This window comes from Fictibacillus sp. WQ 8-8 (assembly GCF_024494405.1).
GTDB lineage: Bacteria > Bacillota > Bacilli > Bacillales > Fictibacillaceae > Fictibacillus_C > Fictibacillus_C marinisediminis.
Map to the genome: position 1 here is coordinate 39,553 of NZ_JAMXKG010000009.1, position 16,942 is coordinate 56,494.

The window sequence follows — 16,942 nt, forward strand, 5'->3', positions numbered from 1 at the left end:
TGATTTATTAAAATCTTCTTACACCATCATCTTAAATCAAAAAATAATCCAATAGTAGCAAAAACAGCATTTAACAGGTTGAGAAATATTATGAAAAACGAACAGCTCTCAAGGCCATCTGGCTGAAAGTTTCTCAACATCCTACAAAAAGGAAAAAAAGCGGCTCCAATTAAGAGCCGCTGCAGTTATCATTTGTATACATAGAGGGCTTGGTTTTGAGAGCACCTTTTCACAGTTATTCTTGATCCAGTCGGTCACCTTCTGGCTTCCGCGGCCCCTCGGCCCCTGTAGTGTCCGAAGCAACTTTACAGCCAGTTTAGAAGGAGAAGCTTAACTCTTCCTTAAGATTGATAAAAGAAAAAACCAGATTCCAAAGCACAGAATCTGGTTTCGCTTATGTTTCATAGATGATTTGCCCGGTAAGATGCAGATCATAGCCTTTCAGCTGGCTTAACTGGGATTTAAAATCCGAAGAGGACAAAGTGTTCATTACATGATGAAGCAAATTTTTATTTTCATTTGTTTTTAAAATAACAAGATCATATTGTTCTTGAATCATCGGTATAAAATCAACTTCTGCCATCTTTGCCACGTTCTCAATGCCTATGCCTGCATCAGCTTGTCCGCTGGCCACAGCTGAGGCGACAGATAGATGATTGGTTACTTCTGTTTCATAGCCTTTAACGTTTACATGTGAAATTTGATGAAGCCGCAATTGCTCATCAAGCAGCACCCGCGCACCCGAACCTTTTTCCCGGTTGACGATAGTAACAACGGGCTTGGCCAAATCCCTCCAAGTTTTGATTTGAAGAGGATTTCCCTTCCACACATAGATTCCTGCATTCCGGCAAACTAAGTTAATCAGCGCAAAAGGCTGGCTGACCAGCATCCGTTTTACATAAGGCACATTGTATTGCCCGGTCTCTCCATCGTACAGATGGACACTGACAAGATCACACTCTCCATGATACATCGACATTAAACTATTCAAGCTTCCCATATACAGCCTTAAAGGAGGTGTTCTTAATTTAGGCTCCAAGTGCTTGCTGAGCAAGTCCAGCACGATATCCTGGCCGCTGATTACTGTTTGATGCGAATGAAGCGCAGGTACTGCATTCTCGGAATAAGATTTTACCGTTCTGCTCCCTGCTTTATACGCCACAAGATCTTCATGGTCAATCCTCATTTGCCTTCCGACCCTGAAAGCCGAAATCTCACCTTTTTTAATAAGATCATAAATGGTCAGCTTTGAAACTTTTAACAACGCGGATACTTCCTCGATCGTGTATGATACTGGTTTATCCATACAATCCCTCCACTCCCAAGTGTAACTTTTTTTATCGAAAAAGTATTCTTTTATTCTGATTAACCGCATTTATTATAACTAGTTATATCTAGTTATAATCAGTTATAATAAATATGTATTGAATATTGGTAATTGGAGGAATCTTCTCATGAAAAAAACAGTAAGCCTGCTTCTGCTTCTTTTTTTGTTCACGACAATTACGGCTTGTACGGGCCAATCGGACAAGGATCAGGATTCAAAAGAAAAACAAACAATCGACTTAACGATTTCTGCTGCCGCCAGTCTAAAGGATGCTCTTACAGACCTTCAGCATACATACGAGAAAAAGCATCCCGACGTGAACCTGCACTTCAATTTTGGCGCTTCAGGTACCTTGCAGCAGCAAATCTCGCAAGGAGCACCTGTTGATCTGTTTTTCTCTGCAGCTCAGGACAAGTTTGAAGCCCTTGTAAAGGATGGAAGTATTGAAAAGAAAGATGGGACAGATTTAGTAGGAAACGATTTAGTCCTGATTGTTCCAAAAGGGTCTGACTCCGGGATAAAGTCGTTCAGTGATTTAACGAACAACTCTGTTAAAAAGGTCTCCATTGGGACGCCTGAAGCCGTGCCCGCCGGCCAATATGCCCTGGAATCTTTTAAAAACATGAAGGTATGGAGAGAAGTAAAACCAAAGCTGGTCTATGCAAAGGATGTGCGTCAAGTTCTTTCCTATGTTGAAACAGGAAATGTCGATGCCGGGGTCGTTTATAGAACAGATGCACTGGTTTCAAAAAAAGTAAAGATAGCTGCTTCCGCTGATCCTGAATCTCACTCTCCAATCGTTTACCCATTAGGAGTCATCAAAGACTCAAAACATAAAGCAGAGGCACAAAAATTCTATACATTTCTTAAGAGCGACTCGTCCGTAAAGACTCTTGAAAAATACGGATTTAAAAAGATCAATTAAGAAAAGGCAGATCCTCTCACCGGTGGGTCTGCCTTTTGTCTTTCCTTAATAATATATTTTAGGCCTGCGTATGCGTAAAAAACATTCATAAAGAATTAGCCTTCTCCATACATATAGTATGCATTACACATTCCTACCTTGGGACAGGAGCTGAGGGATTGAACGTTAAAGTGATCAACCGCAAACTCGCAGTACATGAGGTCAATATTGTGGGTGTCAGCATCTCCTCCATCTTATTGATCGGTGACGCTGAATCAATCTCAACTGGTTCGGCCTTCGATACCCCGCCTACCTCACTCGTTGTTGGTCCTTTATTGACTCCGGTTCAGGGTACGCTTCAAACGAAACCACCTGCCCCTGCTACTCCCGCGCAGGCTGGGGCATCTGTGCCGTTAACACCTGCCGCACCGGGCGCTCCATCTGCAGGCAGTGCAGCACCGGGTGCACCAGCTGCTCCTTCAGGCAGAGGAGGACCCGCATCGTAATGGAAGAGGTAAAGCCGATTCTCCCCCATAGAGAATCGGCTATTTCTTTAAAATGTTTATTTTTTATTGATTTCCTTTTTTGACCCACTCAGCAACCGTCACTGTCCGTTTTGCCTGATGAATGACGGCATCTTTCACATCATCCTTCATGTTTCCATTTTGGTCTACCGTAACACTGGTTCCATATGGATTGCCGCCAGCTCCATATAAGACGGGATCCGTATAACCCGGAGTCGCCACAATAGCACCCCAATGGTACATCGTTGTATATAGAGAAAGGATTGTAGCTTCCTGTCCGCCATGCGGATTCTGGGCAGATGTCATGGCACTGGCCACTTTATTTACCAGTTTTCCATTAAACCAAAGGCCGCCCGTCGTATCGAGAAATTGCTTAACCTGAGCAGGCACGTTTCCAAAACGGGTAGGGATGCTGAATATAATGGCATCTGCCCACTCTAAATCATTTAGAGAGACTTCAGGAACATCCTTCGTCTCATCTACGTGCGCTTTCCATGCAGCATTTGATTCAATGGCCTCAGGTGGTGCAAGTTCAGGCACTTTTACCACTTTTACTTCTGCTCCTGCTTCTTTTCCGCCTTCCGCTGCCCAATTCGCCAGCTTGTAGTTGGTTCCTGTAGAACTGTAATAGATAACCGCCAGTTTAACGTTTGACATGCAATCCATCTCCTTTGTTATAAAAGTACATATCTCTTTAATATCCTATTGTCCGCACTTTAAACCTGTCATTTAAAGTAAATAAGCAGATTTAGAAAATACCTTAATAACGTTTCGGAAAGATCTTATTGATTGGCAGACGATCTGAGGATGACAACCTGATTGATGTCATAAAAGTCGGCGGACGGTTTAATGTAAGCAATGCTTGTCAGTCCGTAGGGATCCGGTTTCACTTTGACGATGGTTCCGATATCCAGGTTAGGCGGCAGAATCTCGCCCAATCCTGAAGTTACTACCTTTTCACCCTTTTTAATGTTTTTATTCAAAATGTCTCGTACCATTAAATATTTATTGCTCGGGTCGTAGCCGTTCAGGATACCGTTGATGTTCTTTTTTCCCTTGATGGAGGCAGAGATACGGTACCTTTTATCTTTGCTGCTGAGCAGCTTGACTTCTGAGGATGTTGGTTTTACATTGGTTATTTTTCCGATCAATCCGTCTTTCGTGATAACAGCCATATTGTTTTGAACCTTGTCTTGGCTTCCTTTATCAATAACAACGGTTTCATACCAGCTGGATGAATCAGAATTTCTGTACATAACGCTGGCTTGCAAGGGATCGTATTGTTCCACTTCTTTAGTTTTATCTACAACGGCTTGAAGGTTTTTATTTTCTTTTTCAAGTTCCACTTTTTGTACAGAAAGAGATTCCTGTTCCTGGAGCTTTGATTTTAAGATTTTATTTTCTTTTTCGATGGAAGCCATATCTTTAACATTATGTATGACATTAAGAATGGGTTGTTTTCCAGGAATATTAATATTTGTGAAGTAATACAGCAGCATAACGGCTAAAACAGCCGTACAAAATAATAAAAGCAGAAATTTAAAACTTAAAAATCTCATGAATGAAAATTCACCTTTCATGTTATTGTTTCAATCACAGTAAAAGGCAGCAAAATGCTTCTGATCTGCTGCCGCCTGCAAGACAATTTATAATTTATTTCTCCTACCATATATTAACATAGTTGAATATAAACAGATCACACAATACTATCATCTTATCGTTATTTGTCAAATGGACCATGAATATATAAATATTTACACACAATTATTAGATGCCCATCTGTTTCAGGCACTTCCCGAGAATCGTGTTTTCAATTTTATTCACCGCGCCATATTTTTTCAGCGTAGATCTGCTGGACAATCTCCCGTACATGTTCATCATGGACATTTTCACCGTCCAAATTCTTAAATAGAAGATTAAGAGGCACTGTGGGGTCATCCGGATGAAGCGGAGGCTGCACATAGTCTATACCAAGACAGGGTTGGTATTGGTTTTTGGCAAAAAATGCATTCGTTTTCTGCATTCCATTTCTTCCATTGTTGTTACAGCTTCTTCTTCCTTTTCTGTTTCCAAAATAATGCCGCTCACCTTGCTCTTCCCCGCTAAAATGGCTGCTTCATTGAAGACGTCTTCCATTTTAGCAAGTGTTTTTGATCCCATGCCCCTGTTTCGGTGGTTGGGGTCTGCTGCGATATAAACAACAAAGCCTGTATTCACTTCTGCTAAAAAGTGCCCGGCTGCAAATGACAAAAGCTGGTCCCCTTCCACGCCGATCAGCAAACAGAATTGATTGGGAGCAGCGGTCTGTGCATACTGAAAGCCGCTGTAAAATACATCATGAGGTTCTCTTACCTCCAAGGGAAATGACCGGTCATACAGCGCCAGCACTTTATCCATCCTAGCTGAATTTTGACCTCTCATCTGTATCCATTGAATCGTCATCCTGCATTTCCCCCTTTAAACTTCTACTATTATAACGCAATTTGGTGCCAGGCACCTCAATTACACAAGTGTGTAAATGGGGTGACTGGCACCAGCAATGAGGACTTAATTTTTTCTATGATGGAAGGGGCATTTGCCCTCAATTGGTTTTACATCATCACCGATAAAGTATTGCTTCCACTCACGATGCTCAGGGTCGCCATAATGGCTGATGTTCGGATGCGTCGGCAGGTTATCCCACTTTTCCACCCGTTCCCGAACCTTATCCCGTGACATGATTCCGCCTTTCGATGTTCCTTCAAGACCCTCGAATATTCTTCGCGGCTGGAACCCAAGTACAAGACTGTTGCCAAGGTCTCTTGTTTTTCTCTGTTTGTAGGCTGGTGCATTTCCGAACACAAAGAACGGCTCTCCTGCAAAGGTAAAGTTCCATAAATAATGATCCGGATCTGTAGGCTTATCCTCAGGCCAATCTTTCTCATCCTGATCATGCATGTATTGAAGCAGGTTCCAGAAATATTCCCTGTAGTAAGGAATGGATTTCTCTTCTGTCTCCGGCTCTACAAAAACAAATAATCCGTAGCGAATGAGTTTCGGTGCATCAAACAGCTGGATAAATTCTTCGACGGCTCCAGGCAAGTTTGACCAATCTCCCTGTGAAACATAGGCATACCGCAGCTCGCCCTTCTTTTCCGCATTCATGCCGAAATAGCAAGGAAACGTTTTATCTGTCACTGTCTCATGAAAGTTTTTGTATTCTCGAATCACCCATTCCGGAACGATTTCCGGGTTTATCATATCTTCTTTTTCAAGAAGATATTTATTCGCTGTTTTCAAGCACACCCCTCCATTGCATCCACTAGATTCAAATTACTGACTCAGCTATTGTAGTTATATGAAACAGTACCCTGAGAGCCTTTCGTTTAAACTGCACGATCAAATGTAAAAAATGCCACCTTAAAGGCGGCATTCCATTTCTATATGACTTGCTTATTTTCTTAAGATAGGCATTGTGCAGCAGCGGAACGATCCGCCTGATTTGATGATCTCAGATAAGTCGACTTCAATGACTTCATATCTTCTTTTCCGAAGATTGTTGTTCACCTTAGGATTCACTGGCAGGCTGAACACTTTTTTATCCCCAATGGAGAGTACGTTCGTGCCTAACGAGAACTGTTCTTCCTTGCTGACTTCAATCAAATCATATCTTTTGGCTAAAAAGTCCAGTTCCTTTTTAAGGAATGCCTGCGGAAATACGAGTGCTTCCGTGGATGAAAGAATGTTGAATACACAATCAAGATGCAGATACTTTGGATTAAACGGCATGGAAACCACCTTGTGTTCTGGCAGCCTTTCCCGCAAAGACTGGATAGATGACTGTGCTGTCCGGCCGCTTACACCAATATAGATCGTATCCCCATCAACCAGCACGTCTCCGCCCTCCATCTTTCCGTCAGAAATCTTTTGAAGGCGGACATTTTTGTTTCCCAGCCATTCTTTTAATATGTCTTCCTCACCTTGCCTGATTTTACTTCCCATAGAAGAAACAAAAATAGTGGACCCCAGTGTAAAGCCAATATCACGTGTAAATACCTGCTCAGGAAATTCCTGATGAGGGGGAAGTTCAATCACCTCAACTCCATGAGATCGAAGGGTTCGGACAAAATTCCGATGCTGATTGGTTGCTAATGTCTTGTTAATATTTTCATCTGCATAATGCCGCTGTGTTTCATTGATAACTTCAGAGATATGCATAAATTTGGGTTCACATACGACTACACGGGCGAGTGAATCATACTCGCTCCTGCACGCTACTTTTTCTGTTGGTTTGAGTGTGATGGCCATTCTGTACCCCCGATTCAATGATTTATTGTGATATTTCCCGTTTTCCTCTCGAGGTTAAACAGTAAATTTAAAATAAGTGAGGCTCAACGCAAAAAAAAGCAGCCGTTGCATGAAACGGCTGCTTCTGTTCACCTATTCTTTTATCGCGAACTCAAGTCTATAACTGATTCTATAATTTGATCCCAGTCTTCACTATGAATCTCATGCCCGGATCCTTCTAGCGTCACCAATTCTGCATGGGGGATGGCTTTCACAAGAGCAAGCCCGTGTTCGTATGGAAGAGCAGGATCATCCGTGCCATGAATAATAACAGCAGGAACGCTGATTTCACCCATTCTATCAAAATACTCCCCGCCGCCCTGCAGCATCGCATGATTAAATCGGCTCGTCAGCTGTTTCGCCCGGTTAACTTCTCTTTCCGCCAGCTTATACATTCTTTCCTGCTCATATGGCTTGGAACCGGCTAGTGTTTTCCAGCCATCCGCGAGAAAAGAAATAACAGACGCCCGATCCGTCCAATCCAACGTTGCACTTTTCGCATGATAATCCAGTATTTTCTGATCCATCGGCGGCAGTTGCTCCTGCTCTGTTCCAAACACGCTTGAAGCAATGACTGAAAGAGAGAGCACACGTTCCGGATACCTCAAAGCAAGGATTTGGCCGATCATACCGCCCAACGACATCCCGACAATATGGGCTTTTTCAATAGAATAAGCATCCAATACACTAGCTGCATCATCAGCCAAGTCCGTTATCGAATAGTTTGACGTGCCTGGCTCATAAACGGTTGATCTTCCTAAATCCCGATGATCGTAGCGGATAACGAACCGCCCTGAATCTGCGAGGCGGAGACAGAAGTCCTCATCCCACCAGTCTAAAGAAGACATCGCTCCCATGATCAGCAGCATCGCAGGATCTTTCGGATTTCCAAAGCATTCTGTACATATCTCTACTTTATTAATGTTCAGTATTTGTTCTCTCATGTTTAATACCTCCGTGTTTTTTATTATCCAACCGCCGTATTTTTGGCGCAGATCAATAAACTCTCTACGGAGTATTTGGCCTGCACCCTTAATTATCTTTGTTTGATCCACTTGATAATCATGACGAGGCCTCCTTTTCACTGCATTAAAAAAAGGGAATTCCCCCCAATTAAGTATAGCATGGTTTTTCCAAACTTTACTTGAACATTTTTCCCTATTTATGCTAAGATGCTACTATACCTTTTAATTCTAGGTAGGTGAAAATAAATGTTTAATCGTGAACTTTTAAAAGGCAGTACTTCCTTAATTGTTCTTCAGCTGCTGGCTGAGCGGGATATGTATGGGTATGAGCTTGTAAAAGAGCTGGAAAAACGAAGTGACCAGCATCTGCAGGTGAAAGAAGGTACTCTCTATCCTGCCCTTCACAAGCTTGAAAAGCAGGAATACATTGAGTGCTACTGGCAAGAACAAGCAAAGGGCCCGGCACGAAAATACTACCGGATTACCGAAGAAGGCATACAGATGCTAAAAGAAAAGACATCCGAATGGGAGCAATTCGTTCAAGTAATAAACAAGGTGATGAGAGGTCCGGAGCATGATCCATCTTGAAGCTAAAGAACATTATTTACAGCAATTAAAAAAGGAATTAAAGAAACACCCCCAGCGAGAAAGCATTGTACAGGACTACGAAGCCCATCTCTATGAGCTAGTGGCAGAAAAAGAAGACGAAAAAAAGACGGCGGAAGAGTGGCATTTACTTTTTTCAGAGGTGATTGGACATCCGAAGGAAGTTGCCTCCATGTGGAAGGAAGAGCTCTCTGTTACACCCAATAAGACCTTCTACCTTTTTCTTTTGATGAACGCTGCTTTTTTTGTGGCAGGAAGTTTACTGACTTTCGCTCATCTTCTGAATGAATACACATGGATTCAAGCTGTCTGGCGCACCCTAACCTCCATTCCTTTCATCATCATGATGCTTTACATGGGGTTTTGGGCATTTCTCGGGTACGAAATCGGAAAAAACTTTGGAGCAAGAGGACGGCCGCTGCTGAAAAAGACGTTCCTTATTTCCGTTCTTCCCAACCTGGTCTTGATGCTCCTCGTCCTGTTTCGCATCATACCCCATGAATGGTTTCATCCGCTCCTCTCCACTACATTTATTATGTTGTGTATCGCAGCCACCATTCTGCTGTACCCGATTTGCTGGATCGCCTTCCGATGGGGGAAAAAACAGTCACTTTAATTTTTTTTGGTTAACTACATAGAATTACTCAGTATATAGAAAAACGATATAGGAGGAATATGATCATGATGGAGATTCAAACTTCAAAGAGTGATTTGGTTTTTTTAGTGATATGCGCCTTGCTCGGATTATTGGCTGAGCTTTCCTTTTTTCACGGGGAGATCGGGATTTCCTATTTCCTTTTTGTTACGGCATTTTATTGGGCATTCTTTTGGCGGTTTAGAGGATTTCCGTTCACCAACCGGCGGATTGGCTTTTTGCTGCTCTTCTGTATCTGGCTGCTTTCCGCCGGCTATTTTCTTTATTGCAACACGCTGTTTTATGCACTGAATATTTTGGTCATTCCCGTCTTGGTCATTTTGCACGTCATTTTGATTACTGGATCGCCCACTATGGACTGGTATCGCCTTTCCTTCATACCTTATACGTTTTCTAAGCTGTTCGCACTCTTTCCTTACAACATCGCTTTTTTTGCAAAAGAAAAAGAAAATGTGAAGACAAAGGTCGACAACAAAGCTTATCAAGTGATCACCAAAATTGGTATCGGCCTGCTCATCTCGGTTCCGCTGCTTCTGATCGTTGTTAATCTCCTTTCTTCGGCAGATTCAGAGTTCAGCCAAGTGATCGACAGATTCCCTTCTCTCTTTGTTCATGTCAACTTGCTGGAAGGAAGCTTTCGAACGATCGTAGTCCTGCTCTATACGTTTGGATTCTTTGGTTTTTTACAACTGTTAAAATCAAAGTGGGAGCCGCCTGCTCTTCTTGAAATGAAAGGTAAGCCCAAGTTTTGGGATCCTGTGATCGTCTCAACATTACTTGTCCTGATCAATGCGGTTTACGTTCTTTTTGTAACCATTCAGTTTCAATATTTTTTCAGCGGCAATTTACAGGACAGCTATACGTTTGCAGAATATGCACGCCGAGGCTTTTTCGAGCTGATGGCTGTTACCATGATCAACCTAACCTTTTTGATCGGTACGCTCTCGTTCAGTAAAGAGAGCGGCAAAGGCATTAGGCTCTTCATCAAAGTCATGCTCACTTTATTGGTAGCCGTTAGCGGAGTCATGCTAATTTCTGCTTTTATGAGATTGTCGTTGTACGAGAGTGCCTACGGATACACACTCGCGAGGGTATTGCCTCACTCGTTCATGATTTTCCTGGGTGTTATCTTCCTTTATACTTTGGTCAATGTATGGATTGAAAGGCTTTCGCTGATCCGCTTCTACCTGATCTCTTCCCTTGTCTATTACACGCTATTAAACATGGTGAACATTGATCAGTTTGTGGTAGACCAGAACTTGCAGCGATACAAAGACACAGGAAAAATAGATATTTATTATCTCGATTCGCTTTCTTATACGGGAGTGGACGGATTGCTGGACCTGTATGAAAGCCATCCATATCTGCCAGGTTTGGAGAAAGCTTTATCGGACCGAAAAAAGTACACCTTTGCAGAAGATCACTCCTGGCAATCGTTTAACATCGTGAAACACTCTGTGCGGGAACGGCTTCAGGAGTTCAGCAAGTAATACTAAGGGGCTGTCCTGAAAGTCGAAAATTGACCTTCAGGCAGCTCCTTTGACGTGAAAAATCTTCAATGAAAAGTTGATTGGAGTGCAAGGTGCGAGACTCCTGCGGGACTAGCGTGACAGGTGAGACTCCCGCAGGCGCTTGCGCCAAGAGGCTCACCGCACGCCCCGCGGAAAGCGAGCAGCCTGGAGCGGAGATCAACAGCTACCAGACTTCTTGGACAGCCCCTTTTCCTCGCTTCGTTCCCTTATTTTAAAAAATACTCTTTGTAATAGACAATTGTAGCAATTAGAGAAATGAGCGTATAGGCAATCGCGGTATAAAACGGAATGCCGGGTGTGTAGGCTTTTTTTTCCTCCTCAACCTTCATTCCTGTTTGTGCCTGTGCCTGAAGCCGAATCATATTGGACGTTAAACCGCCGGATGAAGGAAAAAACTTAAAAACAACAGCTGAAAGCAAACCTACAATGAACGCTAAATCAATAAAATGGACGTTTATGACAAATGAGAAGACTACATTAACCAAAACGATTACTGCTGATGTAACGATGAATACAATTACATTTTTCATTATATCCCCCCTAATCGTTACCTAAAATCTACTCTCTTGCCTCTGCATATTTAGAATCTGAGATGGTTGTAGGCACTACCAGCACATCGTTGCCCTCTTTTTCACCTTTACAGCCTGTCAGCACAACATTTCGCCACTCCAGTGCTTTACATTGATAGGTTTTTAGCTCGCCAAGACCAGGGACGGTATTTTTATAGATAAAACGCTTCCCGTCAAAAGTTAGCTTATTCATATACACTCTATTTTTCTTTATATAATAGATGTTTGTTTGAAACGGCTCTCCCTTCTCTCCCTTTCTAATAAGCCGAAGCATGTACTCCAAATTATCTGTTTTGCTGTCGAACATTTCTATTCCTTCTTTTAAATAAGAGACAACCTCGCCTTTTATATTCGCTTCCTTTAGGACGCTTGCTTTAACCATTTGGCTTTTTGTCAAGGCATCCCCTGAATTAGGATCAAGCTTGGCAGTATGGTCAGTCACAAGAGAAGCTGTAATGAAGAAAAACAAGGCGCAGACGATCACACTGACAATCGGCATAATAACCGTTTTACGGCGGAAAGCAGTACTCTCTGATTTCATATCCCTGTACCTTTGATGGACGATCTGCCGTTGTTTTTCGCCAAAGTTCCGGTTCTTAAAGGTGGTATTTTCCATGTGGTTTCTAAATCCTTTTAGTTCCTCCATGTCACTGCCCTCCTTTTAAAGAGTGTTTCAGCAAACTTTTTGCTTTCGTTAATCTTGATTTAATCGTGTTAATGTTGATGTTCAATGATTCACTGATTTCCTGAAGTGACAACTCATCATAATAAAAGAGAAAGATCACTTCACGGTATTTCACCGGCAACCGAAAAATGTGCTGATATAGGGTTTGTTTTTCATCTTTATAAAGAGCCAGATCTTCAACGGAAGAAGAGGTTCCTTTTATGTACTTTTGAATCTTTTCTGTGACCACAGAGTAACGGTAATGAGCGCTTTTGATATAGTCTTTGCAGTGGTTGACGGCAATCTTGTAGATCCACGTCTTTCGTTTGGCTTCACCTCTGAAGGTGTCAGCTTTGCTATAAAATTTCACAAAAACATCCTGCGCCAGATCCTCTGCCAGATTCCATTCCTTCACATACGTATAACAAAGGTACAGAACATCCTTGCCGTAATCCTTCATGATCTGCTCCATCAATTCTTCTTTTGTCACGGGTGTTTCAAATACAGGCATGCTGTTAAACTGCTGATTGTGCATGATACCATCACCTCCAACCCCTCTCTACTACTATAGACGAAGTTTAATGGAAAGAAGTTTATATTTTAGAAAAAAAAGTAAAAATCCAAAGAAAAAAAGGACCCTGAATAAGGACCTTGATCTCAGAACTATGATAAGCTGCTTTTCACTGCTTCTTTCTCATTGCTTTCTTCTGATTCCCAGCCTTTGCAAACATCTATCCATTCCTTAGCATTGGAATATTCGTATATCTCATCGACTGTTAGTTCAATTGCAGAATTCGAACTGCCACATGCCGGAAAGAGTGTTTGAAATCTTTTCATCGACTCATCCAGATAGACATCAATCTCATTCTTTAAACCAAACGGACAAACACCGCCTACCGCATGACCGGTTTGCTCCAGCACTTCTTCCGGGGAAAGCATCTTCGCTTTAAAACCGAACTGCTGGCGGAACTTCTTGTTATCAATCTTCGCATCTCCTGCTGCTACGATCAGCATAGCGGTTCCATCTTCTCCTTTGAATGATAACGTTTTGGCAATCCTTGCAGGAATGACACCAATCGTATCGGCTGCCTGTTGAACGGTTGCGCTGGATGCATCGAATTCCATCACATCTTTTTCACGGTTCCATTGCTTCAAATAAGCTTTAACGCTTTCAATCGACATTTCTATCATCCTTCCATGCTGATATTGATAAATTACCTTTTTCAAAATGTTTTAAAGAGATGGATGAACCTTAATAAATCAACGTTTTTCAGATTTTCATTTTCAGAATGTTCTCAGGTTTTTCAAACTCAATAGGCACGAAATGGCACAAGAGGAAAGCGGTATTTTAGAATTAATTCCATAATATGCATTCCAAAAATGGCACCTATTTTTCTGAACTTAAAAGATTATATATTTATGATCTTTTTTACATTTATCTCAAAGTTAATAACCACTGTCAAGGTAATGGAATTTTTTGATTTGCAGGTTGATGTATATAGCATAAACGGTTTAATGAATAAAAAGACTTGAGCTTCACTTTCACCTTTGGCTACATCCAGACCAACGACTGGAACATAGCTAAACTCAGCCACATTGTAAACATTCTTGGTAAGAAGTGTTGAACCGATTGAAGCCTGCAAAAATCTTACGCACCGATCAAAAGGGCTCCATCGTATTTACAACAAACGGCAGCACGTTAAGTTTTTAACTTCATAATCTAGCTTTTATAATAGTTCCTGCTCCATTACTTAATTAAAAAAGAAGTTGCCGTAACCACTAAGAAAAAGTCAATAATAATGGCACCTGAGAAATTTTTATATTTAGATATCATATTGACTTTTAAATTCGAAAATCTCATCAACAGCTTGGTGATACCCACCCGATTTTTGAAAGGATTCCCTAATATTTGCAACAGCTTTATGGAAAGATGGGTGGTTTAACACATGATTTAAGGCCTCACGTAGTTGATTTGCAGTCAAGCTTTGCATTTGTAATTGAATACCGGCTCCGATATTGGCAACTTGTTGAGCAATTATCGGCTGATCCGCGCTTTGCGGGATTACAATTAGCGGAACCCCGTAATAGAGACCTTCATTGGTACTGTTCATTCCACCATGTGTGATAAATAATTTAGTGTATTTCAGCACCTCAGTTTGTGGAACATAATTTTTTACAATGAAGTTTTTAGGAATCTCCCCCAAATCAGATATTTGAGCTTTTTTCCCGATAGACATGACAACAGTATGATCAGTGTTCTCAAATGCCTTAAAACAAAGCTTATAGAAATCAATTGCTTGGTTAAAGACAGTACCCAGTGAAATGTAAATTAGGCTTTTTACCTTGATTGCGGTAAGGTCGAAGTTTTCTTGCGTTGATCGTAAAGAGATGGATGGACCTACAAATTTGTAAGTTTGGTCAAATGTTTCTCCAAAGGGTTGAAACTCCCTAGTTGTATAAATGATTGTAAATGGTGCAGGGTTACAAAAAACTTCATAAGGAGAACGAATTTCAACATCATATTTTTCTTTAATTTTTGTTGTCAAGTTTTGAAAATCATTATTTATCGTATTAACAATTTCTGTTGGGATATTTTGTGAAAGATGTTCCAACATTTTATCAAATGATGCTTTGGTCTGTGCAAAAGAAGTACAAGAATTAATTGCCGGAAGTTTAAGTATTTGTGCAAGAAAAAGTCCACAACCAAACATGGAATCGTGAATGATATAATCAAAATGTTCCCCTTCGATTTGCTCCAGAACACTAGGTATTATGATATCTGCCGTAAGCAAAAGACCATTAATTCTCTCGAGTAAATAATTTCTTCCACCTGAGATAAAAGCTTTTATAAATTTTTCACCGTCAAATGTTCGTACAGTAGCTCCCGTCTTCTCAATACGTTCTCGAAAAGCTTCTATCGTAAAGTACACTACCTCTTCTCCACGCGAAATAAGCTCTTGCACAACTCCAATAGTTGGATTAATATGTCCTTCTGATCCACCATTAATAAATAAAACACGTGCCATTATAACCACTCCTTGGGTAAAATGTTCTCTGGATTGTGTAAGAGAAAGGGCACCAAATTTCGTGACGGTTTTATATGGAACGTAGAAAATCTTATTACCGGGGAAACTAGATTTTAGAAGTACCATTGTCACAATAAATAAAAAAGTGAGAATCATCGACTGAAAACTCGCAGTAGAAAAGGTGAGGTCCGAAGACCATCACCTCAACTTTGAGAATAAGTAACTTTTCTCTTATGCCTGTCGAATGCTTGATTGTTCGGTTTGAGTATTAACCCATTCCTGCTGACGGAACTCTTTTTCCCACTTTGAAACCACAATACAAGCGAGAACATGTCCGGGTGTATTACAGGCAGTACGTGCCATATCCAGCACACGGTCAATGCCTGCGATAATGGCGACGCCTTCTGCAGGAAGCCCTACTGCTGAGGCGGTGGCTAAAAGTACAACCAGCGAGCCGGATGGAACAGCCGCAATTCCTTTTGAGGTTGCAACAAGAACCCCCATTAAAATTAACTGTTGGCCAAAATCCATCGGGATTCCAAATGCTTGTGCTAAGAAAATAGAGCAAACTGAAAGGTACAATGTCGAACCATCACAATTCAATGATAGTCCAGAAGGAATAACAAAAGATACAACACGTTTCGAACAACCATATGCCTCCATTCTACTCATTAACTGCGGAAGAATAGTTTCCGTACTTGTTGTAGAAAATGCGATAAGGAACAAATCCCATATCATTCGAAACAATTTAAAGTAAGAAATCTTTAAGAACCAAGCGATCAAAGGAAACAGACCGAAAATAACAATAGCAAGCCCAAGATACACGACCCCAATTAACTTTGCCATAGGGACTAAAAGGGCGATACCAAACTGACCTACAGAGGCTGCCATGAGAGCGAGTACACCAATCGGTGCAGTTACCATGACCATTTGTGTCAGTTTAAACATAATTTTGGCGACTGACTCCATAAACTTTATTGCCGGCTCTGACGTTTTGCCAATGGCTCCAGCAGCAACACCAAATAATATAGCGAAGAATATAACAGCTAATAAATCACTTTTTGCCATCGCATCAACAATGTTGCTTGGGATGATGTTAACTAGCATCGTTTTAAAATCAACAACTTTGGAAACGCCCTCATTTAATGGTGCGATATCATTCTTTGCAAGATGAGACATATTAAGCCCGGCACCTGGCTTTAAAGTGTTAGCAAGTAAAAGACCAATACCTAGAATCAACGTGGTAATGAATTCAAACCAAATAATTGTTTTAAGTCCTAATGAACCCATTTTTTTCATGCTTCCGCCGCCTGATGACCCAATGACAATTGTAGTGAAAACAATAGGCACAACAATCATTTTAATAAGATGAATAAAAGCGTCGCCAACTGGTCTTAAAGCTTGGCCAAGTTCAGGAAAAAAATGTCCGATAAGCGCTCCTATAACCAATGCAATTAACACTTGAAAAGCAAAAAACTTTTTCATAGGCTGTCCTCCCTGAACGAAAAATTAATAGCATCGTCCCATTTTATATTATTTCTTAGATTATTTCTTTCTCTTTTGAACCTTTTCAATGAGAAAGTAAAAATCGCATCTAAAATTATTTCTACATTTTTCATGGATAACCTCCAATATAAATAATTTTGTGAATATTGTAATATCATAGTTCCTAATTTGGACGATAGTACCAATATTTGACACTTACCCACACTATGGCTTTCAAAGGTAGGCTCCATCATACAAGACCATTTTTAATAAGCTAATAAAGATATAAAGAAGAAAAGCAAATTTTTTCAACTCTCCTTTCTATTAAACTTTAATATATTCTATGAAATTAAATGAAA

The 16,942-nt window shown here is 41.0% G+C and carries 18 protein-coding genes; 5 read left to right on the forward strand and 13 right to left on the reverse strand.

Annotated elements, in window-relative coordinates:
* Positions 1 to 394: 394 nt before the first annotated feature.
* Complete coding sequence (locus M1K46_RS18595) at positions 395 to 1,306, reverse strand: substrate-binding domain-containing protein (protein WP_256227206.1); 912 nt, start codon at positions 1,304 to 1,306, stop codon at positions 395 to 397.
* Between the two features lie 148 nt (positions 1,307 to 1,454).
* Between M1K46_RS18595 and modA the strand changes: the two genes are divergently transcribed.
* Together modA and M1K46_RS25755 are read left to right on the forward strand one after the other, a co-directional pair.
* Positions 1,455 to 2,252: a molybdate ABC transporter substrate-binding protein gene (gene modA / locus M1K46_RS18600; RefSeq protein WP_256227207.1), complete on the forward strand. Its 798-nt coding sequence runs from the start codon at positions 1,455 to 1,457 to the stop codon at positions 2,250 to 2,252.
* A gap of 158 nt (positions 2,253 to 2,410) precedes the next feature.
* Complete coding sequence (locus M1K46_RS25755) at positions 2,411 to 2,737, forward strand: hypothetical protein (RefSeq protein WP_053355211.1); 327 nt, start codon at positions 2,411 to 2,413, stop codon at positions 2,735 to 2,737.
* Between the two features lie 63 nt (positions 2,738 to 2,800).
* On the opposite strand, the gene wrbA is transcribed toward M1K46_RS25755, so the two are convergent.
* The 6 genes from wrbA to M1K46_RS18635 form a co-directional block, all read right to left on the reverse strand.
* Positions 2,801 to 3,412 carry an NAD(P)H:quinone oxidoreductase gene (wrbA, locus tag M1K46_RS18610; RefSeq protein WP_091008751.1) on the reverse strand — a complete coding sequence of 204 codons (612 nt, stop codon included), beginning with the start codon at positions 3,410 to 3,412 and terminating at the stop codon, positions 2,801 to 2,803.
* A gap of 125 nt (positions 3,413 to 3,537) precedes the next feature.
* On the reverse strand, positions 3,538 to 4,314 hold the full coding sequence (mreC, locus tag M1K46_RS18615) for a rod shape-determining protein MreC (protein ID WP_053355213.1): 777 nt from the start codon (positions 4,312 to 4,314) through the stop codon (positions 3,538 to 3,540).
* Positions 4,315 to 4,720: 406 nt separating this feature from the next.
* Positions 4,721 to 5,197, reverse strand: coding sequence for a GNAT family N-acetyltransferase (locus M1K46_RS18620; RefSeq protein ID WP_256227208.1), 477 nt, complete (start codon positions 5,195 to 5,197; stop codon positions 4,721 to 4,723).
* A gap of 105 nt (positions 5,198 to 5,302) precedes the next feature.
* Positions 5,303 to 5,995 (reverse strand): YqcI/YcgG family protein, encoded by a 693-nt coding sequence (locus M1K46_RS18625; protein WP_256227302.1) that lies wholly within the window; start codon positions 5,993 to 5,995, stop codon positions 5,303 to 5,305.
* A gap of 192 nt (positions 5,996 to 6,187) precedes the next feature.
* Positions 6,188 to 7,042 carry a dimethylarginine dimethylaminohydrolase family protein gene (locus M1K46_RS18630; protein ID WP_256227209.1) on the reverse strand — a complete coding sequence of 285 codons (855 nt, stop codon included), beginning with the start codon at positions 7,040 to 7,042 and terminating at the stop codon, positions 6,188 to 6,190.
* Positions 7,043 to 7,182: 140 nt separating this feature from the next.
* Complete coding sequence (locus M1K46_RS18635) at positions 7,183 to 8,025, reverse strand: alpha/beta fold hydrolase (protein WP_256227210.1); 843 nt, start codon at positions 8,023 to 8,025, stop codon at positions 7,183 to 7,185.
* 267 nt (positions 8,026 to 8,292) lie between these two features.
* Between M1K46_RS18635 and M1K46_RS18640 the strand changes: the two genes are divergently transcribed.
* The 3 genes from M1K46_RS18640 to M1K46_RS18650 all read left to right on the forward strand — a co-directional run bounded on the left by M1K46_RS18640 (position 8,293) and on the right by M1K46_RS18650 (position 10,797).
* On the forward strand, positions 8,293 to 8,634 hold the full coding sequence (locus tag M1K46_RS18640) for a PadR family transcriptional regulator (protein ID WP_053355218.1): 342 nt from the start codon (positions 8,293 to 8,295) through the stop codon (positions 8,632 to 8,634).
* Positions 8,621 to 9,268, forward strand: a complete 648-nt coding sequence (locus M1K46_RS18645) for a hypothetical protein (protein WP_256227211.1) — start codon at positions 8,621 to 8,623, stop codon at positions 9,266 to 9,268. Before M1K46_RS18640 ends, M1K46_RS18645 begins: the two co-directional genes overlap by 14 nt.
* Positions 9,269 to 9,333: 65 nt before the next feature.
* Positions 9,334 to 10,797: a DUF4153 domain-containing protein gene (locus M1K46_RS18650; RefSeq protein ID WP_256227212.1), complete on the forward strand. Its 1,464-nt coding sequence runs from the start codon at positions 9,334 to 9,336 to the stop codon at positions 10,795 to 10,797.
* A gap of 248 nt (positions 10,798 to 11,045) precedes the next feature.
* Here the strand turns inward: M1K46_RS18650 and M1K46_RS18655 are convergent, their stop codons facing one another.
* From M1K46_RS18655 to M1K46_RS18680, 6 genes are all read right to left on the reverse strand, one after another.
* The gene (locus tag M1K46_RS18655; RefSeq protein WP_256227213.1) at positions 11,046 to 11,369 is read right to left on the reverse strand and encodes a hypothetical protein; all 324 of its coding nucleotides are present in this window, start codon (positions 11,367 to 11,369) and stop codon (positions 11,046 to 11,048) included.
* Positions 11,370 to 11,397: 28 nt separating this feature from the next.
* Positions 11,398 to 12,054, reverse strand: a complete 657-nt coding sequence (locus M1K46_RS18660) for a hypothetical protein (protein WP_256227214.1) — start codon at positions 12,052 to 12,054, stop codon at positions 11,398 to 11,400.
* Between the two features lies 1 nt (position 12,055).
* Complete coding sequence (locus M1K46_RS18665; protein ID WP_256227215.1) at positions 12,056 to 12,607, reverse strand: sigma-70 family RNA polymerase sigma factor; 552 nt, start codon at positions 12,605 to 12,607, stop codon at positions 12,056 to 12,058.
* A 128-nt stretch (positions 12,608 to 12,735) separates the two neighbouring features.
* A complete protein-coding gene (locus M1K46_RS18670) occupies positions 12,736 to 13,254 on the reverse strand; it encodes a YbaK/EbsC family protein (RefSeq protein ID WP_256227216.1) in 519 nt (172 codons plus the stop codon).
* Between the two features lie 641 nt (positions 13,255 to 13,895).
* On the reverse strand, positions 13,896 to 15,098 hold the full coding sequence (locus M1K46_RS18675; protein WP_256227217.1) for a macrolide family glycosyltransferase: 1,203 nt from the start codon (positions 15,096 to 15,098) through the stop codon (positions 13,896 to 13,898).
* Between the two features lie 231 nt (positions 15,099 to 15,329).
* Entirely contained in the window at positions 15,330 to 16,583 is a 1,254-nt protein-coding gene (locus tag M1K46_RS18680) for a dicarboxylate/amino acid:cation symporter (RefSeq protein ID WP_256227218.1), read from the reverse strand.
* Positions 16,584 to 16,942: the final 359 nt, after the last annotated feature.